At 68.2% G+C, this 18932-nt stretch carries 17 protein-coding genes; 8 read left to right on the plus strand and 9 right to left on the minus strand.

Annotated features, from left to right (window positions below; translation table 11 throughout):
- Nucleotides 1-179 precede the first annotated feature (179 nt).
- Nucleotides 180-2480 (plus strand): NADP-dependent malic enzyme, encoded by a 2301-nt coding sequence (locus tag D3H34_RS25920; RefSeq protein WP_119557119.1) that lies wholly within the window; start codon nt 180-182, stop codon nt 2478-2480.
- 75 nt (nt 2481-2555) lie between these two features.
- Here the strand turns inward: D3H34_RS25920 and D3H34_RS25925 are convergent, their stop codons facing one another.
- Genes D3H34_RS25925 through D3H34_RS25935 form a run of 3 tightly spaced genes read right to left on the minus strand, consistent with a single transcriptional unit; the run spans nt 2556 to nt 6139 of the window.
- Complete coding sequence (locus tag D3H34_RS25925) at nt 2556-3347, minus strand: aspartate/glutamate racemase family protein (RefSeq protein ID WP_119557121.1); 792 nt, start codon at nt 3345-3347, stop codon at nt 2556-2558.
- Between the two features lie 28 nt (nt 3348-3375).
- Nucleotides 3376-4434, minus strand: coding sequence for an S-methyl thiohydantoin desulfurase domain-containing protein (locus D3H34_RS25930; protein WP_119557123.1), 1059 nt, complete (start codon nt 4432-4434; stop codon nt 3376-3378).
- 55 nt (nt 4435-4489) lie between these two features.
- Nucleotides 4490-6139: an OPT/YSL family transporter gene (locus D3H34_RS25935; protein ID WP_119557145.1), complete on the minus strand. Its 1650-nt coding sequence runs from the start codon at nt 6137-6139 to the stop codon at nt 4490-4492.
- A 169-nt stretch (nt 6140-6308) separates the two neighbouring features.
- On the opposite strand from D3H34_RS25935, the gene D3H34_RS25940 reads away from it, so the two are divergent.
- From D3H34_RS25940 to D3H34_RS25965, 6 genes are all read left to right on the plus strand, one after another.
- Complete coding sequence (locus tag D3H34_RS25940) at nt 6309-7082, plus strand: IclR family transcriptional regulator (protein ID WP_119557125.1); 774 nt, start codon at nt 6309-6311, stop codon at nt 7080-7082.
- A 137-nt stretch (nt 7083-7219) separates the two neighbouring features.
- Nucleotides 7220-8251, plus strand: coding sequence for an ABC transporter substrate-binding protein (locus D3H34_RS25945; protein WP_119557127.1), 1032 nt, complete (start codon nt 7220-7222; stop codon nt 8249-8251).
- A gap of 3 nt (nt 8252-8254) precedes the next feature.
- On the plus strand, nt 8255-9106 hold the full coding sequence (locus tag D3H34_RS25950; protein WP_119557129.1) for an ABC transporter ATP-binding protein: 852 nt from the start codon (nt 8255-8257) through the stop codon (nt 9104-9106).
- A 10-nt stretch (nt 9107-9116) separates the two neighbouring features.
- The gene (locus D3H34_RS25955) at nt 9117-9887 is read left to right on the plus strand and encodes an ABC transporter permease (RefSeq protein WP_119557131.1); all 771 of its coding nucleotides are present in this window, start codon (nt 9117-9119) and stop codon (nt 9885-9887) included.
- A gap of 61 nt (nt 9888-9948) precedes the next feature.
- Nucleotides 9949-10767, plus strand: a complete 819-nt coding sequence (locus D3H34_RS25960) for an aminoglycoside phosphotransferase family protein (RefSeq protein WP_119557133.1) — start codon at nt 9949-9951, stop codon at nt 10765-10767.
- An 11-nt stretch (nt 10768-10778) separates the two neighbouring features.
- A complete protein-coding gene (locus D3H34_RS25965; protein ID WP_119557135.1) occupies nt 10779-12287 on the plus strand; it encodes a hypothetical protein in 1509 nt (502 codons plus the stop codon).
- Here D3H34_RS25965 and D3H34_RS25970 read toward each other — a convergent pair.
- Genes D3H34_RS25970 through D3H34_RS25980 form a run of 3 tightly spaced genes read right to left on the minus strand, consistent with a single transcriptional unit; the run spans nt 12251 to nt 14521 of the window.
- Entirely contained in the window at nt 12251-12472 is a 222-nt protein-coding gene (locus tag D3H34_RS25970) for an oxidoreductase-like domain-containing protein (RefSeq protein ID WP_119557147.1), read from the minus strand. The two genes, D3H34_RS25965 and D3H34_RS25970, sit on opposite strands and share 37 nt — an antisense overlap.
- 16 nt (nt 12473-12488) lie before the next feature.
- The gene (locus D3H34_RS25975; protein WP_119557149.1) at nt 12489-13844 is read right to left on the minus strand and encodes a sensor histidine kinase; all 1356 of its coding nucleotides are present in this window, start codon (nt 13842-13844) and stop codon (nt 12489-12491) included.
- Nucleotides 13841-14521, minus strand: a complete 681-nt coding sequence (locus D3H34_RS25980; RefSeq protein WP_119557137.1) for a response regulator — start codon at nt 14519-14521, stop codon at nt 13841-13843. The genes D3H34_RS25975 and D3H34_RS25980 overlap by 4 nt, the downstream gene beginning before the upstream one ends.
- 129 nt (nt 14522-14650) lie before the next feature.
- Between D3H34_RS25980 and D3H34_RS25985 the strand changes: the two genes are divergently transcribed.
- On the plus strand, nt 14651-15340 hold the full coding sequence (locus D3H34_RS25985; protein ID WP_286186240.1) for a phosphatase PAP2 family protein: 690 nt from the start codon (nt 14651-14653) through the stop codon (nt 15338-15340).
- 127 nt (nt 15341-15467) lie between these two features.
- Here the strand turns inward: D3H34_RS25985 and lpxO are convergent, their stop codons facing one another.
- From lpxO to D3H34_RS26000, 3 genes are all read right to left on the minus strand, one after another.
- Nucleotides 15468-16364, minus strand: a complete 897-nt coding sequence (lpxO, locus tag D3H34_RS25990) for a lipid A hydroxylase LpxO (RefSeq protein WP_095746352.1) — start codon at nt 16362-16364, stop codon at nt 15468-15470.
- 120 nt (nt 16365-16484) lie between these two features.
- Nucleotides 16485-17918, minus strand: coding sequence for a sensor histidine kinase (locus D3H34_RS25995; protein WP_119557139.1), 1434 nt, complete (start codon nt 17916-17918; stop codon nt 16485-16487).
- Nucleotides 17915-18598 carry a response regulator gene (locus D3H34_RS26000; RefSeq protein WP_119557141.1) on the minus strand — a complete coding sequence of 228 codons (684 nt, stop codon included), beginning with the start codon at nt 18596-18598 and terminating at the stop codon, nt 17915-17917. The genes D3H34_RS25995 and D3H34_RS26000 overlap by 4 nt, the downstream gene beginning before the upstream one ends.
- Nucleotides 18599-18932 lie beyond the last annotated feature (334 nt).

Raw genomic sequence — 18932 nt, forward strand, 5'->3', positions numbered from 1 at the left:
TCACCGCACCGCCCGTGCGGCACGGATTTGCCCCCCAGAAACGGGGGTGTTGAAGTTTAGCGAGTCGGCAGACCCTTCCAATCCGGCGGAAGATGGAGGGTCTCGTCGTTCCCCCCGAGAGAAGAGGCTTCGCTTTTGCGGTAGCCTCATTGCCCGCCAGAACCTAGGAGACTTTTCAAATGGCTGCATCCCTGTCCCCCGCTGAAGAAGCACTTCGAGAAGCAGCGCGCGAATACCACCGCTCGCCCGTCAAGGGCAAGATCTCGATCACCCCCACCAAGCCCCTGCTGAACCAGCGCGACCTGTCGCTGGCCTATTCGCCGGGCGTGGCCTACCCCTGCCTCGACATTGCGGAAGATCCCGCGCTCGCGGCCGAATTCACCGCCCGCGGCAACCTCGTGGGCGTCATCACCAACGGCACCGCCGTGCTGGGCCTGGGCAACATCGGCCCGCTGGCCTCCAAGCCCGTGATGGAAGGCAAAGGCTGCCTGTTCAAGAAATTTGCCGGCATCGACGTGTTCGACATCGAACTGGCCGAGAACGACCCCGACAAGCTGGTCGACATCATCGCCGCGCTGGAGCCCACGCTGGGCGGCATCAACCTCGAGGACATCAAGGCCCCCGAGTGCTTCTACATCGAGAAGAAGCTGCGCGAGCGCATGAACATCCCGGTGTTCCACGACGACCAGCACGGCACGGCCATCATCTCGGCCGCGGCGCTGCTCAACGGCCTGGAACTGGTCGGCAAGAAGATCGAAGACGTGAAGATCGCCGTCTCGGGCGCCGGCGCCGCCGCCATCGCCTGCCTGGACGTGATGGTCGGCCTGGGCGCCAAGCCGGCCAACATCTACGCCTGCGACTCCAAGGGCCTGATCTACATGGGCCGCGCGGGCGGCTTCGACGAATCGAAGGCACGCTACGCCCAGAAGGACACCGGTGCCCGCACCCTGGCCGACGTGGTGAAGGACGCCGACGTGTTCCTGGGCTGCTCGGCCCCCGGCGTCATGAGCGCCGAGATGGTCAAGACCATGGGCACGCAGCCGATCATCCTGGCACTGGCCAACCCCGAGCCCGAGATCCGCCCCGAGCTGGCCAAGGCCGTGCGGCCCGACTGCATCATCGCCACGGGCCGTTCGGACTACCCGAACCAGGTCAACAACGTGCTGTGCTTCCCGTACATCTTCCGCGGCGCGCTCGACTGCGGCGCCAGCAAGATCACGGAAGAAATGAAGCTGGCCTGCGTGCGCGAGATCGCCGACCTGACCAAGGCCGACATCAGCGAAGAAGTGGCTACCGCCTACGCCGGCCAGGAGCTGGCCTTCGGCCCCGACTACATCATTCCGAAGCCTTTCGACTCGCGCCTGATCCTGCGCATCGCGCCGGCCGTGGCCAAGGCGGCCGCCGCCTCGGGCGTGGCCACGCGCCCGATCGAGGACATGGAGGCCTACCGCCAGCACCTGACGCGCTTCGTCTACCAGACCGGCATGTTCATGCGCCCGGTGTTCAGCGCCGCCAAGGTGTCCGCCACCAAGCGCGTGGCCTACGCCGAAGGCGAGGACGAGCGCGTGCTGCGCGCCGCCCAGTGGGCCGTCGACGAAGGCCTGGCCAAGCCCATCCTGGTGGGCCGCCCGGCCGTGATCGAGGCACGCATCCAGAAGGCCGGCCTGCACATCCGCCCCGGCACCGACTTCGAGATCGTGAACCCCGAGGACGATCCGCGCTTTCGCACCTACTGGGAGAGCTTCCACAAGATCATGGGCCGCCGCGGCGTGACGCCGGAAGCCGCCAAGACCATGGTGCGCCGCTCCAACACCACCATCGCCGCGCTGATGCTGCACCTGGGCGACGCCGACGCGATGATCTGCGGCCTGGTCGGGCGCTTCGACGTGCACCTGGAGCACATCCGCAACCTGATCGGCCTGAAGCGCGGCGCGCCCGGCTTTGCCACGCTGAACGCGCTCACGCTCGACAAGCGCACGGTCTTCATCACCGACACCAACGTGAACGAAGACCCGAGCGCCGAGCTGCTGGCCAGCATCGCGGTGATGGCGGCCGAAGAGGTGCGCCGCTTCGGCCTGCCGCCGAAGGTGGCCTTCCTCTCGCACTCGAACTACGGCACCTCCAGCCGCGGCTCGGCACGCAAGATGCGCCTGGCCCGCGACCTGTTCGCGCAGATGGCGCCCGACATCGAGTGCGACGGCGAGATGCACGGCGACGCCGCGCTGTCGGAAGACATCCGCCGCACCGCCCTGCCCGAGACCACGCTCTCGGGCGAGGCCAACCTGCTGGTGTGCCCGAACCTCGACTCGGCCCACATCCTCTACAACGTGCTGAAGATGACCGGCGCGAACGGCATCACGGTCGGCCCGATCCTGCTGGGCGGCGCCGCCTCGGCCCACGTGCTGACGCCGTCGTCGACGGTGCGCCGCATCATCAACATGACGGCACTGGCCGTGGCGAAGGTCACCGTCCGGGACTGACGCGGCCCCACGCGTGAACGAACAACGCCCCGTCGCGGTCTCCGTGATGGGGCGTTTTTTCTGGCGCGCGAACGCTCAGGCGTGAACCGGCGACACCACCGGCACATCCGCCGGATCGAACACGTTCCAGGCCCGCAGCTCCTTGTCTTCGGGCGGCGGTTCTCCGCTGCCGACGCGGCTGGGCGTCCAACCGAAACGCTGTTTCATATCGGCCAATGCCTCGGCGCGCTTGAAGGCGGCCAGCGCCGAATCGATGACAGGCACGCCCAGCGTGTCCTGCAGCTGACGGTAGAAGCCGAATTCCAGCGTGCAGCCGAGGATCAGTGCCTCGGCGCCGTCTTCGTCGATGGCGTGGCGGCCCTGCGCGATCATGCGGCGTACGGTCTCGTCGCGGTCGCGCTGGAAGTCTTCCACGCCGAGTTCGAGCGCGCGGAACGACGCGATCAGGTGCGCGTGGCCGTACTCGCGCACGCGCGACTCGATGCGAGGCACCCACTTGCGCCGCCCGACGATCACCGACACCTTCTGCGCCAGGTTGGCCGCGACCTCGAACGAGGCCTGGCACGGCGCGACCACCACGGTCCGGCCGGAAATCTCGCGCGCCTCGACCAGCGCCGGGTCGTAGAAGCAGCCGACCACCACCGCGTCGAAGCCCTGCTGCGCGGTGTCGCGCACGGCGCGCACGATGTCGCCGCTCAGCAGGCCCTCGTAGCTCTGGTACTCGACGTGGTGCTGCACCGAGGCGTTGCGCAGCGACACCACCTCGACCTCGGTGCCAGGGTTCTTCACCTCGGCGAACTCCTGCGCGAAGCGCGCGTTGTAGGTGTCGTTGCCGACGGCCCGGATCCAGCGGATGCGCAGTGTCATGTCGCGTCTCCTTGTCGCCCCGTACCGCTCAGGCCACCTCGGCCGGGGCGAAGGCCTCGCCGAGCGACTTCTCGAGCGGGCGGTACAGCTCGGGCATGAACATGGTGCGCGACAGCAGCAACCGCGCGCGCGGTGCCACCAGCACGCGCAGCCGTGCACCCTCGCGCACATGGGCCGACACCACGGGCTTGCCGTCTTCGGAGAAGGTCATGATCAGGTCGGGGAAGCGCGCGATGCGTTCACCGCCCTGCACCAGCAGCATGTACTCGTTGATGAAGCGCAGCGTGGTGCCGGCCGCGTCGTCGAGCTCGACGACGCCGACGTCCAGCCCTTCCTGCTGCTCGCAGCGGTAGCTGCGCACCGTGCCCTCGGCGACGAGGCGGCCATCGAGCGAGCGGGCCACGGCATCGACGCCGCCGTCGAGAAAAGTCTGGCCCAGCGCGATGGCATGGCTGATGGCGCCGGGCGCACCGTGCTGGCGCGCGTAGCCCACCGTGACCGGGTTGCGCGCCACGGCCACGAGGCCGCCCGCCTCCACCGAGGCGCGGCGCACCACGGCCGAAGTCTGCTCGAGGCGGCCGGACACCACGCCCTCCACGTACCGATGCGGCTCGCCGCCCGCGTAGGCCTGCACCGAGAGGTAATCGGGCTCGGTGTGCAGGCCCAGCGCGCCCATCACGCTCGACGGATGGGCGCGGCCGTTGCAGGCGAGATCGATCACGGGCAGGCCCGTCATCGCGGCGTGGAACCAGCCGTTGACCGTGGTCTCGGCGCCGTTCTCGTTGGCATGCAGCGCGACCAGCTTCTGGCCCGCCGGCAGCTCGCGGCGCAGCAGCTCGAGCGTGCGCAGCAGGTGCGCGGGCTGCACGTGCGGATCGGGCGCGGCCGGCGCACCGACGAGCGCCATGGTGGCGGTGAGCGCGGCGTCGTCGAACTCGTCGACGCTCCACAGCTGCGGCGTGCCGACCTGCAGCGCCAGGCGCGCGGCGCGCTCGCCGGCCTCGATCAAGCCGCCGCCGCCGCCGCCGAGGATGGCGCCGCCCCAGATGGCCGCGCGGACGTCGTCGCTGGTCAGATTGCGTTTCATGGATTCGTTTCCTGTATGTGTGTGATGGAGGGAAGAAGAAGAAAAGGAGGCGGAGCTACTTGCGCAGGCTCTTCACCACGCCCGAGAAGAAGCTGTAGAGCGCGTCGCCCGCGATCACGCCGCCGGCGAACACTTCGAGCCGTTCGCGCGCCGAGGCACCCAGCACGCCATGCATAGCCAGGCGGCAGGCGATGCCGGCCGCGACCATCCAGCCGGCCATCGGGCTCGCGATGAGCAAACCGGTGGCGAACAGCACGCCGAGCTGCTGGCGCGGCCCGCCCACCAATTGCAACAGTGCACCGGGCACGGCCCACAGCGCGAGGTTGCGCGCGGTCTCGCCCGAGATGCCGGCCTTGATCGCGGCGACGTAGGCGGCATTGATGGGCGCGGTCTGGTGGTTGGCGAAGAAGAGCTGGTACGAGCAGGCGACCACCACGATCGCCACACCGAAGCCGACCATTCCCGCGATCATCTGTTCGCGCCGGCCTTCCAGCTCGAAGGCCGTGCCCGATTGCTCGCCGCGCAGCAGGTGTCCGGCCTTGAGGTCATAACCCATGTCGGCGAAGGCCGGGCCGGTGGCGGCCGAGAAGCCGGCCAGCACCACCAGCGCCTCGGGCGGAAAGCCGATCAGGATGCCCAGCAGCAGCGAGATCAGCGCCACCGCGAAGGCCGGGAACCAGCCCGAGTGCATGGCCGCGATGCCGACGATCAGCTCGTGCACGAAGGCCGCGAAGGTGCCGTACACGATGAAGCAGGCCAGCATGCCCGGCGACATGCCGGTGTAGATGCCGGTGCCCGCGCACAGCAGCACCATGATCGCGAGGTAGCCCGCGCCGCCCAGCTTGAGCGAGCGGCCGAGCACGCTGGCGCCGCGTGCCTCGGCGAGCGCTTCCTGCGTCTCTTGCGTCGTGGCAGCAGCACCAGGCGCGCGCTCGTGCTTCTTCAGCACCACCCGCGCCACTTGCACCAGCGCGACGAGGCCGGCGCCGATCATCATCCCGTGCGGCACGTAGCGCGTGCCGATGTCGAAGCCGAACAGCGTCGCCGAGTAACCGCGCACCAGCAGCCCGATGCCGAAGGCCGTCATCGCGCCCAGCCCGCCGATCAGCGCCACGCCGAAGGCCGACATCGGCAGCTTGAACACCGCGCCCGCCACGCCGGTGGCCAGCCCGCCCAGCAGCAGCCAGGCCTGCTTGCCGCCCCCGTCGCCGGCCTTGATGGCCTCGGCCGCCGCGATGCCCAACGGCCACGGGTTCTTGGCCGGGAAGGCGGGCGTGTCGAACATGCGGTAGAGCAGCCAGGCATCGAGCAACATCGCCAGGCTCACGCCGATGAGCATCGGCACCACCATCTGCGGCAGGCCGAACAGGAACGGAATGCCGATCGGCAGGAACAGGCTGTTGGCCGCGCCGAAGGTGGCCGACGAGATGCTCGTCTGCGCGAGGTTCTGCGCATGCACCGAGCGGAAGCCCCGGAACATGGCCAGCGGCACGCGCGCCAGCGTCATCGCCGCGAGCGCGCCGATCAGCGAGGTGCTCGGCGTGATGCCCAGGCTCGCCAGCATCTGGATGCCGACGATGGCGCCGAACACGCTCAGCACCACCGTGAGGATCAGGTTGGCGGGCGCGAGCGCCTTGGGATGCAGTGCGGCGTGCCCCGCGCCCTTGTCTTCCAGCGGCGCGACGGCGGTCACTTCATGGTGCATGGTCATTCCTCGTTAGTTCCATATTTTGGAACTATGTCCAATAAAATTGAACTGAATGATAAAACCGTGCTTTCGGCTGTCAAGCGGGCCTTCACCCGGGTGGACCGGGTCGGCCGGAAAACCGTGCCGGCGCCGAACCTATGATTCCCACCCCAACCCATCGAGAACTATGAGCACCCTTGCCAACGCCATGGACGTCCTGAAGCTGATCGCGCGGCTTCGCCGCGACATCACGGTGACCGACGTCGTGACCGAGCTGGGCCTGCCCAAGAGCTCGGCCTCGCGCACGCTGAGCATGATGGCCGGCTACGGTTTTCTCGACCGCGACGCGGTCACGCGCGCCTACCGCCCGGGCGGCGTGATCATGGAAGCCTCGTACCACTTCCGCGCCTCGCGCAACGCCGCCTCGCTGGTCGAGGAAGCGCTCGACGCGCTCGTGCGCGAGACGGGCTACACCGGCTACATCAACGTGCTCGACGGCGCGGACACACTCGTGATCCAGATGCGCGCCGGCGCCGGCGCGCTGCAGATCTACACGCCGCCCGGCAGCCGCGCGCCCGCGTATTCGAGCGCCATGGGCCGCGCGCTGCTGGCCCGCCTGGGCGACGACGAAGTCGGCGGCCTGCTCGGCGCCCGCCTCGACCAGGGCCGCGGCCATGCACCGAAAACGCGCAAGGACCTGTTCGCCCGCCTGGCCGTGATCCGCGACACCGGCTGGGCGCTCTCGCGCGGCGAGTACGTGACCAACGTGGCCGGCATCTCCTCGGCGGTGCTCGACCCGGCCACGCGCCAGGCCTACGCCTTCGGCATCGCGCTGCCCGCGGAGGAGCTCTCCGATCCGCTGGTGGAGCGCTTCGGCGCCACCGTGCGCGACGCCGCCAGCAGCGTGGGCAAGCGCGTGGGCGATCCGTACTGGCTCGCCTTCGGCGCCAGCGTCCCTTGAAACCGAAGGGACTTCCCACTGGCGGTGCGGATTCCAGAGGCAGCGCACCGCCTTGAGTCGCGGGAAGGGTTCGCACCAATCACGTGCGGGCACCGTTTTTGCTTGAATGCCGAAGCATTCACATTCACGGAACCTGCATGAACAAGCGTCAACTGATCCAGTCCTTCCTCGCCGCCTCGGCCCTCAGCTTCGGCCTGTCCTCGGCCATGGCCCAGAGCCCGACGCCGATCAAGTTCCAGCTCGACTGGCGCTTCGAGGGGCCCGGCGCCTTCTTCACGCATCCGGCCGCCAAGGGCTACTTCAAGGCCAGCGGGCTCGACGTCACGGTCGACGCCGGCAACGGCTCGGGCGGCGCGGTCACGCGCGTGGCCTCGGGCGCCTACGACATGGGCTTTGCCGACCTCGCGGCGCTGATGGAATTCCACGCCAACAACCCCGACAGCCCGAACAAGCCGGTCGCGGTGATGATGGTCTACAACAACACACCGGCCTCCGTCATGACGCTGAAGAAGAGCGGCATCACCAAGCCCGCCGACCTCACCGGCAAGAAGCTCGGCGCACCCGTGTTCGACGCCGGCCGCCGCGCCTTCCCGATCTTCGCCAAGGCCAACAACATCGGCGCCGTGAACTGGACCGCCATGGACCCCACGTTGCGCGAGACCATGCTGATGCGCGGCGACATCGACGCCATCACCGGCTTCACCTTCACCTCGCTGCTGAACCTGGAGGCGCGCGGCGCCAAGGCGGCCGACGTCGTGATCCTTCCCTACCCCGACTACGGCGTGAAGCTCTACGGCAACGCGATCATCGCCTCGCCCAAGCTCATCAAGGAGAACCCGGCGGCGGTCAAGGCGTTCCTCGCGGCCTTCACCAAGGGCGCGAAGGAAGTGATCGCCAATCCGGCGGTCGCGATCGAATCGATCAAGGCGCGCGACGGCATCGTCAACAGCACGCTCGAAACGCGCCGCCTCAAGCTCGCGATCGACACCGTCATCAACACCGCCGACGCGCGCGCCGAGGGCTTCGGCCAGATCAACGCCGGACGCCTGTCGCTGATGGCCTCGCAGGTGTCGGACGCCTTCGCGACCAAGACCCGTGTCAATGCCGACGCCGTGTGGAACGGCACCATGCTGCCGCCCGCGGCCGACCTGAACATCCTGCGCAAGTAAACGATGGCGGAGACCGACAACGCCCCCTTCGTCGACTTCCAGGATGTCTGGCTTGCCTACAACGAGGAGCTGCTGCGCGCCAACCACTTCGCGGTCGAGGCCATCGACCTGAAGGTCAGGCGCGGCGAGTTCATCGCCATCGTCGGGCCCTCGGGCTGCGGCAAGTCGACCTTCATGAAGCTCACCACGGGGCTGAAGATGCCCTCGATGGGCAAGATCCGCATCGACGGCCAGCCCGTGACCGGGCCGCTGAAGATCTCGGGCATGGCCTTCCAGGCGCCCTCGCTGCTGCCCTGGCGCACCACGGTCGACAACGTGCTGCTGCCGCTGGAAATCGTCGAGCCCTACCGCTCGAACTTCAAGGCCAAACGCAAGGAATACGAGGAGCGTGCCCGCCGCCTGCTGCAGAAGGTGGGCCTGGGTGGCTACGAGGACAAGTTCCCGTGGCAGCTCTCGGGCGGCATGCAGCAGCGCGCGAGCATCTGCCGCGCGCTGATCCACGAGCCCAAGATGCTGCTGCTGGACGAGCCCTTCGGCGCGCTCGACGCGTTCACGCGCGAAGAACTCTGGTGCATCCTGCGCGACCTGTGGACCGAGCAGCAGTTCAACGTGATCCTGGTCACGCACGACCTGCGCGAATCGGTCTTCCTGGCCGACACGGTCTACGTGATGAGCAAGAGCCCCGGCCGCTTCGTGGTGAAGCGCGAGATCGACCTGCCGCGCCCGCGCGAACTCGAACTCACCTACACCAAGGAGTTCACCGACATCGTGCTCGAGCTGCGCGGCCACATCGGCGCCATCCGAAGCACCGGCGCGAGCGCCTCTCAACAGTCCGCAGCCGCGGCAACGCATTGAGGCGCCGACGATGAAAAACACCAAGCAACTCGAACGCTGGTCGCCCTGGCTGCTGCTCGTGGCGGTGATCCTGCTGTGGCAGGTGATCTGCGCGGGCTTCGGCGTGTCGGACTTCATCTTCCCGAGCCCGCTGCGCATCTGGGAGCAGTTCTGGGAATTCAAGGAAATCATCGCGGGCCATGCATGGCGCACCTTCTGGGTCACGATGGCGGGCTTCGGCCTGGCGATCGTGGTGGGCGTGCTGCTGGGCTTCGTGATCGGCAGCTCGCGCCTGGCCTACGCGGCCATCTACCCGCTGATGACGGCCTTCAACGCACTGCCCAAGGCGGCCTTCGTGCCGATCCTGGTGGTGTGGTTCGGCATCGGCATCGGGCCGGCGATCCTCACGGCGTTCTTGATCAGCTTCTTCCCGATCATGGTCAACATCGCGACCGGCCTCGCCACGCTCGAACCCGAGCTGGAAGACGTGCTGCGCGTGCTCGGCGCCAAGCGCTGGGACGTGCTCATGAAGATCGGCCTGCCGCGCTCCATGCCCTACTTCTTCGCCTCGCTCAAGGTCGCGATCACGCTGGCCTTCGTCGGCACCACGGTGAGCGAGATGACGGCGGCCAACGAAGGCATCGGCTACCTGCTGATCTCGGCCGGCTCGGCCATGCAGATGGGCCTGGCCTTCGCAGGGCTGATGGTGGTGGGTGCGATGGCGATGGTCATGTACGAACTCTTCAGCCTGGTCGAGAAGCACACCACCGGCTGGGCGCATCGCGGGTCGCAGAACCAGTGACGCCACGGCGCGAAGGGCCCGGCACCGGCCGGCCCTTCGCATGCCGACGACAATCCGCGCCATGACTCTGGCGCACGTCTTCGAACCCTACCTGCTGCGATGGAACCTGGACATCGACGGTGAAGCCTTCACCTCGTTGAGCGGGCGCCTGTTGCCCGTGCGGCATCGGGGCTTGCCCGCGATGCTCAAGCTCTCGCAGGAACCCGAGGAACAGGCCGGCGCCCTGCTGATGGCATGGTGGGACGGCGATGGCGCAGCGCCCGTGCTGGCCCATGAGGGCGAGGCGCTGCTGATGGCGCGAGCGCAAGGCACGGACTCGCTCGCACAGAGGGTCGAACGCGGGGAGGACGACGAAGCGACCCGCATCCTCTGCGCCGCCGCAGCGCGGCTGCATGCGCCGCGCGCCAAGCCGCCACCTTCCACACTGGTGCCGCTGGCGCGCTGGTTCGAGGCCTTGACGGCGAGCGCCTCGGGCCTTGGCGACATCTTCGAACACAGTGCACACACCGCGCGCGAACTGCTGGCCGCGCCGCGCGACGTGGCGGTGCTGCACGGCGACATCCACCACGGCAACGTGCTCGACTTCGGCCCGGCCGGCTGGCTCGCCATCGACCCCAAGGGCCTGCACGGCGAGCGCGGCTTCGACCACGCGAACATCCTGTGCAATCCCGACGGCGACAGCGCGCTGGTGCCGGGCCGGTTCGCGCGCCGCATCGATGTCATCGCGAACGCCACGGGCATCGAGCAACGGCGACTGCTGCAATGGGTGCTGGCGTGGGCCGGCCTGTCATCGGTCTGGATGCTGGAAGACGACGAGCCGCCGGGGAGCACGCTCGAAGTGGCGAGGCTTGCGGCGGCGGCGCTCGGGATTGCAGCTTAGAACCGCGACGCATGCCTCATCCTTATCTTGATGTCCTCGCGCGGGTTCTGGCGCTGCCAATCTCCGAGAGTGTCGTTTCGACCGGCGAGCGCTTTCATGCGGCATCGACGGGTGCCGACACGCTGATCGTCGACATCGCACAGCGCCGCTACCACCGCCTGCCCGATGCGCGGCCCCTGCGCTTCGAAGACACGGCGCACGATGGCGCCGCGCAGACCCTGCTCCAGCTCGAACACGGCGACGGCGTCCGCACGATCGCGCTGACCGCGCAGGACGACAGCTTCTGGACGCCGCTGCCCGATCCGCGCGTGATCGGACTGCCGCGCATCGTGCAGCGGCATGACACGTCATGGACGTCTCCGGCGCCACCGCAAGAGGCCGGGCAGCCCCCGCCCAGCGGGATCAGCCACTGGATCTACTCGCTGATCGCGATCGCCGTCCTGGCCTTCTTTGCGGCCTTCGGGTTCAACGCGCTGCGCTGGTCGCTGGCCGGGGGCTGGAACCTGCTGTGGTTGCTGGTGGGGCTGCCGGTGTTTCCGATGTTCACGGTGCTGACGCTGATGGCCGTCTACAGACTTTTCCGACCTGCCGTGCCGCCGCGCGAGGCGCTGAACGCGATCGAGGTCAGTCGCGACGAAAGCTTTCGCATCGGCGAGCCGCTGGCGTTTCGCGTGGAAGCCACGGTGCCGGCGTCGGTGGGCAAGCAACCCATGGAGGCGCCGCCGCAGATCTTCGCGCGCCTGGTCGTCCAGACGATGAACGACGAGGAGGATGGCAGTTGGTCGGTGAGCGATCAGGTGTGGGACGCGGACCCCGCCGATTGCGTTCCGTCGACCCTCCCCGGAACGAGCGAACGCCATGTGCACTATGCCGGCACCGCCACGGCATCGCGCAGCACGCCGCGCAAGGCACAGGAGCGCTGGTCCCTGGCGTTGTCCGCCAGCCAGGAACCGGGAGCCGAGCCGTTCTACGTCACCAGCCTCGCCACGCCGCCCTTGATTGAACCTCATCGGATGGTGAAGCCGCCGGATCGCCTGGCCCAACTCGATGCGCTACTGCACGGCGCGGAGTGGGAGTTGGTTCGCACCGCCTATGGCAGGGACAGCAACCTCTCATTTCTTGAAGACTTCACATCGGAAGACATCCAGGCGGTGATCACGGTCGACGTCGAGGCGCTCGTGGATCACGCGATGGCCACGCGCTGGTACGAAAGTGAGATCAGGACCGAACGAGCCGGTGGTGACGCCTCTTACTACCTGCTGAAGGAAGGCCCAGCCTACAAGGTGATGTACACGGAGCGCTGGTGGACCGAGTCGCTGTACGAGTCGACCGACCTGCGCAGTGCCGTGGCACGCTACCTGGTGGCAAGCAACTTCGCTGTTCGCCGCCTGCCGGGCGCGCACGCGCTACAGGTGCCACCGCCCTACAACGACATGAGGCCCGATTCCGCTCCGTCGGTTTCCGCGGCCGACGAGACGCCCGCTCAACCCAGCATCAGCGACGCCTCGTCCCGCCAATAAGCCACGGCCGCCAACCACCCTTCCCACACACACCCATTGCACCCACGCCCGCAGCAGGTGGTCGGCTCGGGCGGCGGTGCGCGCATGGCCACCCCTTCGGCATCGAGCATCGCCTGCACACGCGCAATCAGCGCTTGCGCACCGGCAAGGTTCGTGGGTTCGGGCAGCCGGTCGATGGTGTTCATGGCGGGCGTGTCTTCTTCAGGCGTCAACGAGATTCATCAGCTCGAGCCGCATCTTCGCGCCGCCCGATTCGCTCGACCCGATGCTCAACTGGCCACGATGCAGCCGCGCCACCTCCGCCACGAGGTGCAGGCCCAGCCCGGCACCGCGCCCGCGCGGCACGAGCCGGTGAAACGGTGCCACCACGCGCTCGCGGTCGGCCTCGGGGATGCCGGGGCCTGAGTCGAGCACCTCGATGCACGAGGGCTCGCACAGCCGCACCCGGATGTCGCAGCCTGCGCCGCCGTGCTCGATGGCGTTCTGGATCAGGTTGGTGAGCGCGCGTTCGAGCGAGGGCGCATCGCCGCGCACCGTGAGTGGTTGCGGCGCGTCGACCGACAGCGTGCAACGGCTGCGGATCGCCAGCGGCGCGATGTCGGCCGCCACGCGCTCGCACAGCGACTTCAGCTCGACCTGCTGGTCCAGCGACAGTCCGTGGTCGAGCCGCTGCAGGTCGAGCAGTTGCTCGGCCAGCGTGGCGAGCCGCGCCGAGGCCTGCATCAGCTTCATCTTCAGCGGGTCGTTCGGCAGGCCTTCGAGGTGGATCTGCAGCGTGGTGATCGGCGTGCGCAATTCGTGCGCGGCGTCGGCGAGAAAGCGCTCCTGCCGGTCGTAGCCCTCGTTGAGTCGGTCGAAGGCGCGGTTGACGGCATTGACCAACGGACGGATCTCGCTCGCCACCTGGGCCAGCGGCAGGCGCGTGGTGCGCTCGTGCACGTCGATGCTCTCGGCGTGCTCCGCCGTGGCCACCACGCCCTTCAGGCCGCGCTTCACCACGAAGGGCGTCGCCAGGATCACGCCCAGGCAGGTCACGAGCGCCATCGGCGCCACAAGAAACAGGAAGGCGATGCCGGTGCCCTTGATCGTGTTCTCCACCGTGAGCGGGCCGCCGGTCTGCGCCATCACGGCCACCGGGCCCGCGCGCGATTCGACGCGCTCGAAGCGGGCCTTGGGCCGCGTGCCGTCGGTTTCGGGGTCGATGGCCATGCGCTCCGTGTCGTCGAGCGCATCGAGCAATCGCAGGTAGGTGGACGGAATCTCGCCGTGGCGCAGCTGTCCGCCACGGTCGTCGAGCACGATGAACCAGAACTGCGGATCGGCCTTCTGCAAGCGCCGCAGCGCACTCGTGGGCTCGGTCATCAGCTGGCCTTCGGGGCCGCGCGTCAGGGCACGCTGGATCGATTCCACCGTCGCCTGGCCGGTCTCGTCGACGACGCGGCCCAGCGACCAGGCCAGCCAGAGGAAGCCGCCCATCACCAGCAGGCCGACCACCACCTGCAGCAGGATCAGGCTCCAGATCAGCCGCCAGCGCAGTGAAAGCAAACTGAAGCTCATGCCGACGAAGGCGCGCACATGAGATAGCCCACGCCGCGGATCGCATGGATCTCGACCTGCGCGCCGGCCTTGTCGAGCTTGGAGCGCAGGCGCGAGACGTGCGTGTCGAGCGCATTCGACTGGATGTCGTCCTTGTGGCCGTACACGCGGTCCTGCAGCGCCTCGCGCAGCACCGTGCGGCCGCGGTGCTCCAGCAGCGTCTCGAGCACCAGCAGCTCGCGCCGCGGCAGCGTGAGGCAGGCTTCGCCCACGTGGGCCTGCCGCGTGTGGTGGTCGAAGCGCAGCTGCCCCAGCGTCGTGAGGAAGTTGGCACGCACCGCTGGGCGGCGCGCCAGCGCGCGCACGCGCGCCAGCAGCTCGTCCATCGAGAAGGGCTTGGCGAGGTAGTCGTCGGCGCCGCCGTCCAGGCTCAGCACGCGTTCGGCGACGTCGGTCATGGCAGTGAGCACCAGCACGGCGCAGGCGATGTTGTTCTGGGCCAGGAAGGCCACCAGCGAGAGGCCATCGCCGTCGGGCAACCCGCGGTCGAGCACGACCACGTCATAGGGCGCACCGAGCGCGGCCTCCTCGGCCGCGCGCAGCGAGCTCGCCACATCGACCACCGCCTGGTTCTGGCGCAACGCCGACGCGAGCGCCTGCGCCAGGTCGGCTTCGTCTTCGACAAGCAGGATTCTCATGGGGGGATGGGGAGGGACCGGACAGGCCGGCCATTCTAGAGAGCCCCTGTGGCACCCCTGCCCGGCCGCGCAATGTTCACGCAATGCAACCGCCTACGCTGTCGTGCTTCCCCTCCTGAAAGCGCATCGGTGACGCCCCCTTGCCCGAACCCCGCCGCCCTCCCCGTCACGCCCTGGCACCTGGCGCTGGGGCAGCGATTCGCCACGCTGTGGGTCGTGAAGATGATCGGCACCACGCTCGGCATCTCGGGCTTCTTCGTCCTGTACTTCTGGGTGATGCACAACCCGCCCTCGGTGCCGACAGTGATGCCGCTCACCGCCATCGACCGCTGGGTGGATGTGAACGACGACGCGATGCTGCTGTACGGCTCGCTGTGGTTCTACATCTCGCTCGCGCCGGCCTTCACCCAGAACAAGGCCGAGCTGTGGGCCTGCGCGCGCGGAGCCGCACTCATGGCAGCCATCGGCCTGGCGGTGTTCTGGTGCTTTCCGACAGTGGTGCCGAACTTTGCGGTCGACTGGTCGCAGTACCCGGCGCTGCAGCTGCTCAAGAGCGCGGATGCGGGCGGCAATGCCTTCCCGTCGCTGCACGTGTCCTTCGCGGTGTTCGCGGCCGTGTGGCTCGCCCGCCAGCTGCGCAGCGTGCAGGCGCCCACATGGACGCAATGGGTGAACCTGCTGTGGGCCGTCGGCATCATCTATTCGACGCTGGCCACGCGCCAGCACGTGCTGCTCGACGTGCTCGGTGGTGTGCTGTTGGCGGGTCTCGTGTGCTGGCGCCGCACGCCGCGCGAACGGCTGGTGCTGGCCGAGGCCTGAGTCAAGCCGTCAGCCGGGGGCTTTCAGTGAACACCGCGGAACCGGCTTTGCCAGGCCGCAGGTGTTGCCCCCGGTAGGGGCTTGGCGTAGCGACACGAAGTGCGCGCAGCCTGGGGGCGAGCCTGGTTCACCAGAAGATCCAGAGCGCCAGGCCCCCGAAGATCGTCCACTTCACGAGGTAGTACGCGCGCTTGTCCCAGGCCTTCAGGCGCTTGCCGATCACGCGGATCTGGTAGATGTACTTGAAGGCGCGGTTCAGGCCCCCGGTCTTGTCGCCCGCATCGTTGGGCGAGGCGGCGGCGGCCAGCAGGTTCTTAGCGAACCAGCGGTTGACGGCGCTGGCCCAGCGGTATTTCAGCGGACGCTCGATGTCGCAGAACAGGATCACGCGGTCGTGGTCGGTGGTGTTCTCGGCGTAGTGGATGTAGGTTTCGTCGAACACCACGGCCTCGCCGTCGCGCCAGTGGTAGCGCTGGCCGTCCACGTCGATGTAGCAGCCTTCCACGCCCGGCGTCCACAGGCCCAGGTGGTAGCGCAGCGAACCGGCGAACGGGTCGCGGTGGCGCACGAGGCGGCTGCCCGGGGGCAGCTCGGCGAACATCGCGGCCTTGATGGTGCCGATGCCCTTGAGCAGTTCGGTGGTGCGCGGGCACAGCACGGCGGCCGAGGGATGCGCATCGTCGTACCACTTCAGGTAGAAGCGTTTCCAGCCGCTCTTGAAGAAGGAATTGAAGCCCACGTCGTTGAACTGGCTCGACGCCTTGATGCTGCCGCCATTGCGCATGGCGAGCGCTTCCTCGCGGATGACTTCCCAGTTTTCCTCGAGGATGCGCATCTCGGGGAACTGCGCGGGCGACAGGTACGGCGTACCGGGCACCTTCGAGAAAAGGTACATGAAGACGTTCAGCGGCGCCAGGAAGGTCGAGTGATCAGAGAGCTGTCTGAAGAACTTGTGCCGCACCTGGCCGCGGAAGTGAACGTAGAGTGCGCTGAGCACGAAGATGGCAAGAATGACCCACTTCATTGGTGAAAGTGTCCTGTAGACGGGCGCCGGGGGAGCCGGCTAGTGTAAATCCTTGCCCCGAAAAGGGGCGCGCCAAGGCCTTTTCCCTGCTCCCCAGGGTCTGCGAGGCCGGTGCGAGCCTCAGGCGGCGCAGGAGAGCAAGGGCTGCGGCACGTCAGCCTGCGCCAGCGGCAACCGCACGGTGGCCCGCAGGCCGCCGCCCAGGGCCTCGTCCAGCACCGCCTCGCCGGCATGCCGGTCGACCACCGACTTGACGATGGCCAGGCCCAGCCCGCTGCCGCTCTGGGTCTGGTCGGGGTTGCGGAAGAAGCGGTCGAACACGCGTTCGCGCAGCGCGGGCGGAATGCCCGGCCCCGTGTCGGACACGGTCAGCAGCGCCCGCGCGCCTTTGCGGCCGACACTCACCGTCACGGTGGCGCCGCAGGGGCTGTACTTGATCGCGTTGTCGATCAGGTTGTCGATCATCGAGACCAGGCTCTCGCGCTCGCCGAGCACCGACACGGGCTCGGCGCACTCCAGTTCGAGTTCCACGCCGCGCGCCCGCGCCAGGCCCTCGATCATGGCCAGCCGGTCCTGCACCAGCCCGTCGAGCGACAGCATCACCGGCAGCGCATTGGCGGCGACGGCGTCGCTGCGCATGAGCTGCAGCAGCTGCCCCACCAGCCGCGCCGCGCGGTCGTTGCTGCGCAGCAGGTTGGCCATGAGTTCGCGCTGGCCTTCATCGGTGCTCTGCTCTTTCAATGCCTCGACGTTCACGCGCATGGCCGCCAGGGGCGTGCGCAATTCGTGCGCCGCGTCGGCGATCAGGCTGCGCTCGCGCGTGGTGCTGTCGCGCACCCGCTGCAGCAGGCTGTTGATGCTCTGCACCAGCGGCTTGAGTTCCTTGTGCGGCGGCATGTACGACAGCGGCGTCAGGTCGTCGGGGCCGCGCTCGGCGGTTTCGCGGCTCACCTGGCGCCATGGGCGCAGCGCCAGCCGCACCGACAGCCAGGCGGGAAAGACGAGGAACGGCAGGCTGATCACCAGCGGCAGCAGGTAGTAGCCGCGCGACAGAACGGTGACCGCGAGCTGCCATACGCTGGGCTCGGCCAGCACCACGCGGGTGTCGGCGATGGGCGAAGCCACGGTGCGCACGCGCCATTCGCGGCCGCCCGCGATCAGCGTCTCGATGTGGTCGGGCGCCGAGTTCAGCAGCACGGGCACACCGGCGCGCGAGTTGTAGATGAGCTTGCCGTGCTGCCACACCTGCATGACCGCCAGGGCGTCCTTGGAATCGTCGCCGTCGCTGAATGCCTCGATGAGCGCGACGTCGAACGCCTCGAGCGCCTTGCGCTGCTGCTCGGGATGGTCCGCCAGGTTCTCCGCAATGGCCGATGCCGCACGGAAGATGTTGGTGTACTTCAGCAGCCCGGGCTCCTTGTACGAGTCGTACAGCAGCAGCCCGACAGCCGAGGTCCACAGCAGCGCGGCCGCGGCCATCTGCGCCACCAGCAGTCGGCGCATGAGCGACGGCTGGTTCCAGTTCTTCCAGCGCCGCGCCAGCTGACGAATCATTTCGACGGGCTCCGCACCAGCGACTGGGTGTCGATCACGTAGCCGATGCCGCGCACCGTGCGGATGTAGCCCTGCCCGATCTTCTTGCGCAGGTTGGAGATGTGCACCTCGAGCGAGTTGCTGCCGTTGGACTGGCCGCCCGGCAGCACCTGCTCTTCCATCACGCGGCGCGTGACCACGCGGCCGGTGCGCTTGAGCAGCAGCGCGAGCAGGTCGAACTCGCAACGCGACAGCTCCACGGGCTCGCCATCGACGATCACGCCGCGTGTGGGCTCGTGCAGCGCCAGGCCGCGCATGCGGATGGTCTCGTCGTTGAAGCCGTAGCTGCGGCGCGCCAGGGCCCGCACGCGCGACAGCAGCTCGGCCAGTGCAAAGGGCTTCACGAGGTAGTCGTCGGCGCCGTCGTCCAGGCTGCGCAGGCGGTCGTTGAGCGCATCGCGCGCGCTCAGCACCAGCACCGGCAGGACCTGACGCGTGCGACGCAGGCGGAACAGCAGGTCGAGCCCGTCGCCGTCGGGCAGGCCCAGGTCGAGCAGCACCATGTCGAAGGCGCCGTTGTCGAGGGTGCGCAAGGCGTCGTCGAGCCTGCGGACCCACACCACGTCCAGGCCCTGGTTGGCGAGCGCAATGCGTACGCCATTGCCAAGATCAAGGTCGTCCTCAACAAGCAAAAGATTCATGGGGGGGATTCCAAGCGAACAAGCCCGGTTCCGGGAAAGTGGCCGAAGTATCTGCCACATGCCGCCGATGCACTTCAGAAAGTCTTCATGAAGGCTGCAGGGCTTCTTCAGGTCGGCTGCCCACACTGCAAGGCTCATTCTTTCTTCTTCATGCCTGGAGCATCGACGTGCCTCGCCCCTCATCTTCCACGGTCCGCCCGCACTGGGCGAACCCGCTTCACTTCCAGCGCCGCGACCTGCTGCGCGCCGTGCTCTTCGGCAGCACGGCCGCTCTGGCGGCCTGCGGCGGCGGTGGTGGCGACGGCGGCCTGCTCGGCGGCGTGCTCGGTGACGA

The organism is Acidovorax cavernicola (assembly GCF_003581445.1).

Bases quoted from the DNA above. Each gene is read 5' to 3' on its own strand.
- D3H34_RS25920 (WP_119557119.1), top strand. From the start codon at position 180: ATGGCTGCATCCCTGTCCCCCGCTGAAGAAGCACTTCGAGAAGCAGCG.
- D3H34_RS25925 (WP_119557121.1), bottom strand. From the start codon at position 3,347: ATGACACTGCGCATCCGCTGGATCCGGGCCGTCGGCAACGACACCTAC.
- D3H34_RS25930 (WP_119557123.1), bottom strand. From the start codon at position 4,434: ATGAAACGCAATCTGACCAGCGACGACGTCCGCGCGGCCATCTGGGGC.
- D3H34_RS25935 (WP_119557145.1), bottom strand. From the start codon at position 6,139: ATGCACCATGAAGTGACCGCCGTCGCGCCGCTGGAAGACAAGGGCGCG.
- D3H34_RS25940 (WP_119557125.1), top strand. From the start codon at position 6,309: ATGAGCACCCTTGCCAACGCCATGGACGTCCTGAAGCTGATCGCGCGG.
- D3H34_RS25945 (WP_119557127.1), top strand. From the start codon at position 7,220: ATGAACAAGCGTCAACTGATCCAGTCCTTCCTCGCCGCCTCGGCCCTC.
- D3H34_RS25950 (WP_119557129.1), top strand. From the start codon at position 8,255: ATGGCGGAGACCGACAACGCCCCCTTCGTCGACTTCCAGGATGTCTGG.
- D3H34_RS25955 (WP_119557131.1), top strand. From the start codon at position 9,117: ATGAAAAACACCAAGCAACTCGAACGCTGGTCGCCCTGGCTGCTGCTC.
- D3H34_RS25960 (WP_119557133.1), top strand. From the start codon at position 9,949: ATGACTCTGGCGCACGTCTTCGAACCCTACCTGCTGCGATGGAACCTG.
- D3H34_RS25965 (WP_119557135.1), top strand. From the start codon at position 10,779: ATGCCTCATCCTTATCTTGATGTCCTCGCGCGGGTTCTGGCGCTGCCA.
- D3H34_RS25970 (WP_119557147.1), bottom strand. From the start codon at position 12,472: ATGAACACCATCGACCGGCTGCCCGAACCCACGAACCTTGCCGGTGCG.
- D3H34_RS25975 (WP_119557149.1), bottom strand. From the start codon at position 13,844: ATGAGCTTCAGTTTGCTTTCACTGCGCTGGCGGCTGATCTGGAGCCTG.
- D3H34_RS25980 (WP_119557137.1), bottom strand. From the start codon at position 14,521: ATGAGAATCCTGCTTGTCGAAGACGAAGCCGACCTGGCGCAGGCGCTC.
- lpxO (WP_095746352.1), bottom strand. From the start codon at position 16,364: ATGAAGTGGGTCATTCTTGCCATCTTCGTGCTCAGCGCACTCTACGTT.
- D3H34_RS25995 (WP_119557139.1), bottom strand. From the start codon at position 17,918: ATGATTCGTCAGCTGGCGCGGCGCTGGAAGAACTGGAACCAGCCGTCG.
- D3H34_RS26000 (WP_119557141.1), bottom strand. From the start codon at position 18,598: ATGAATCTTTTGCTTGTTGAGGACGACCTTGATCTTGGCAATGGCGTA.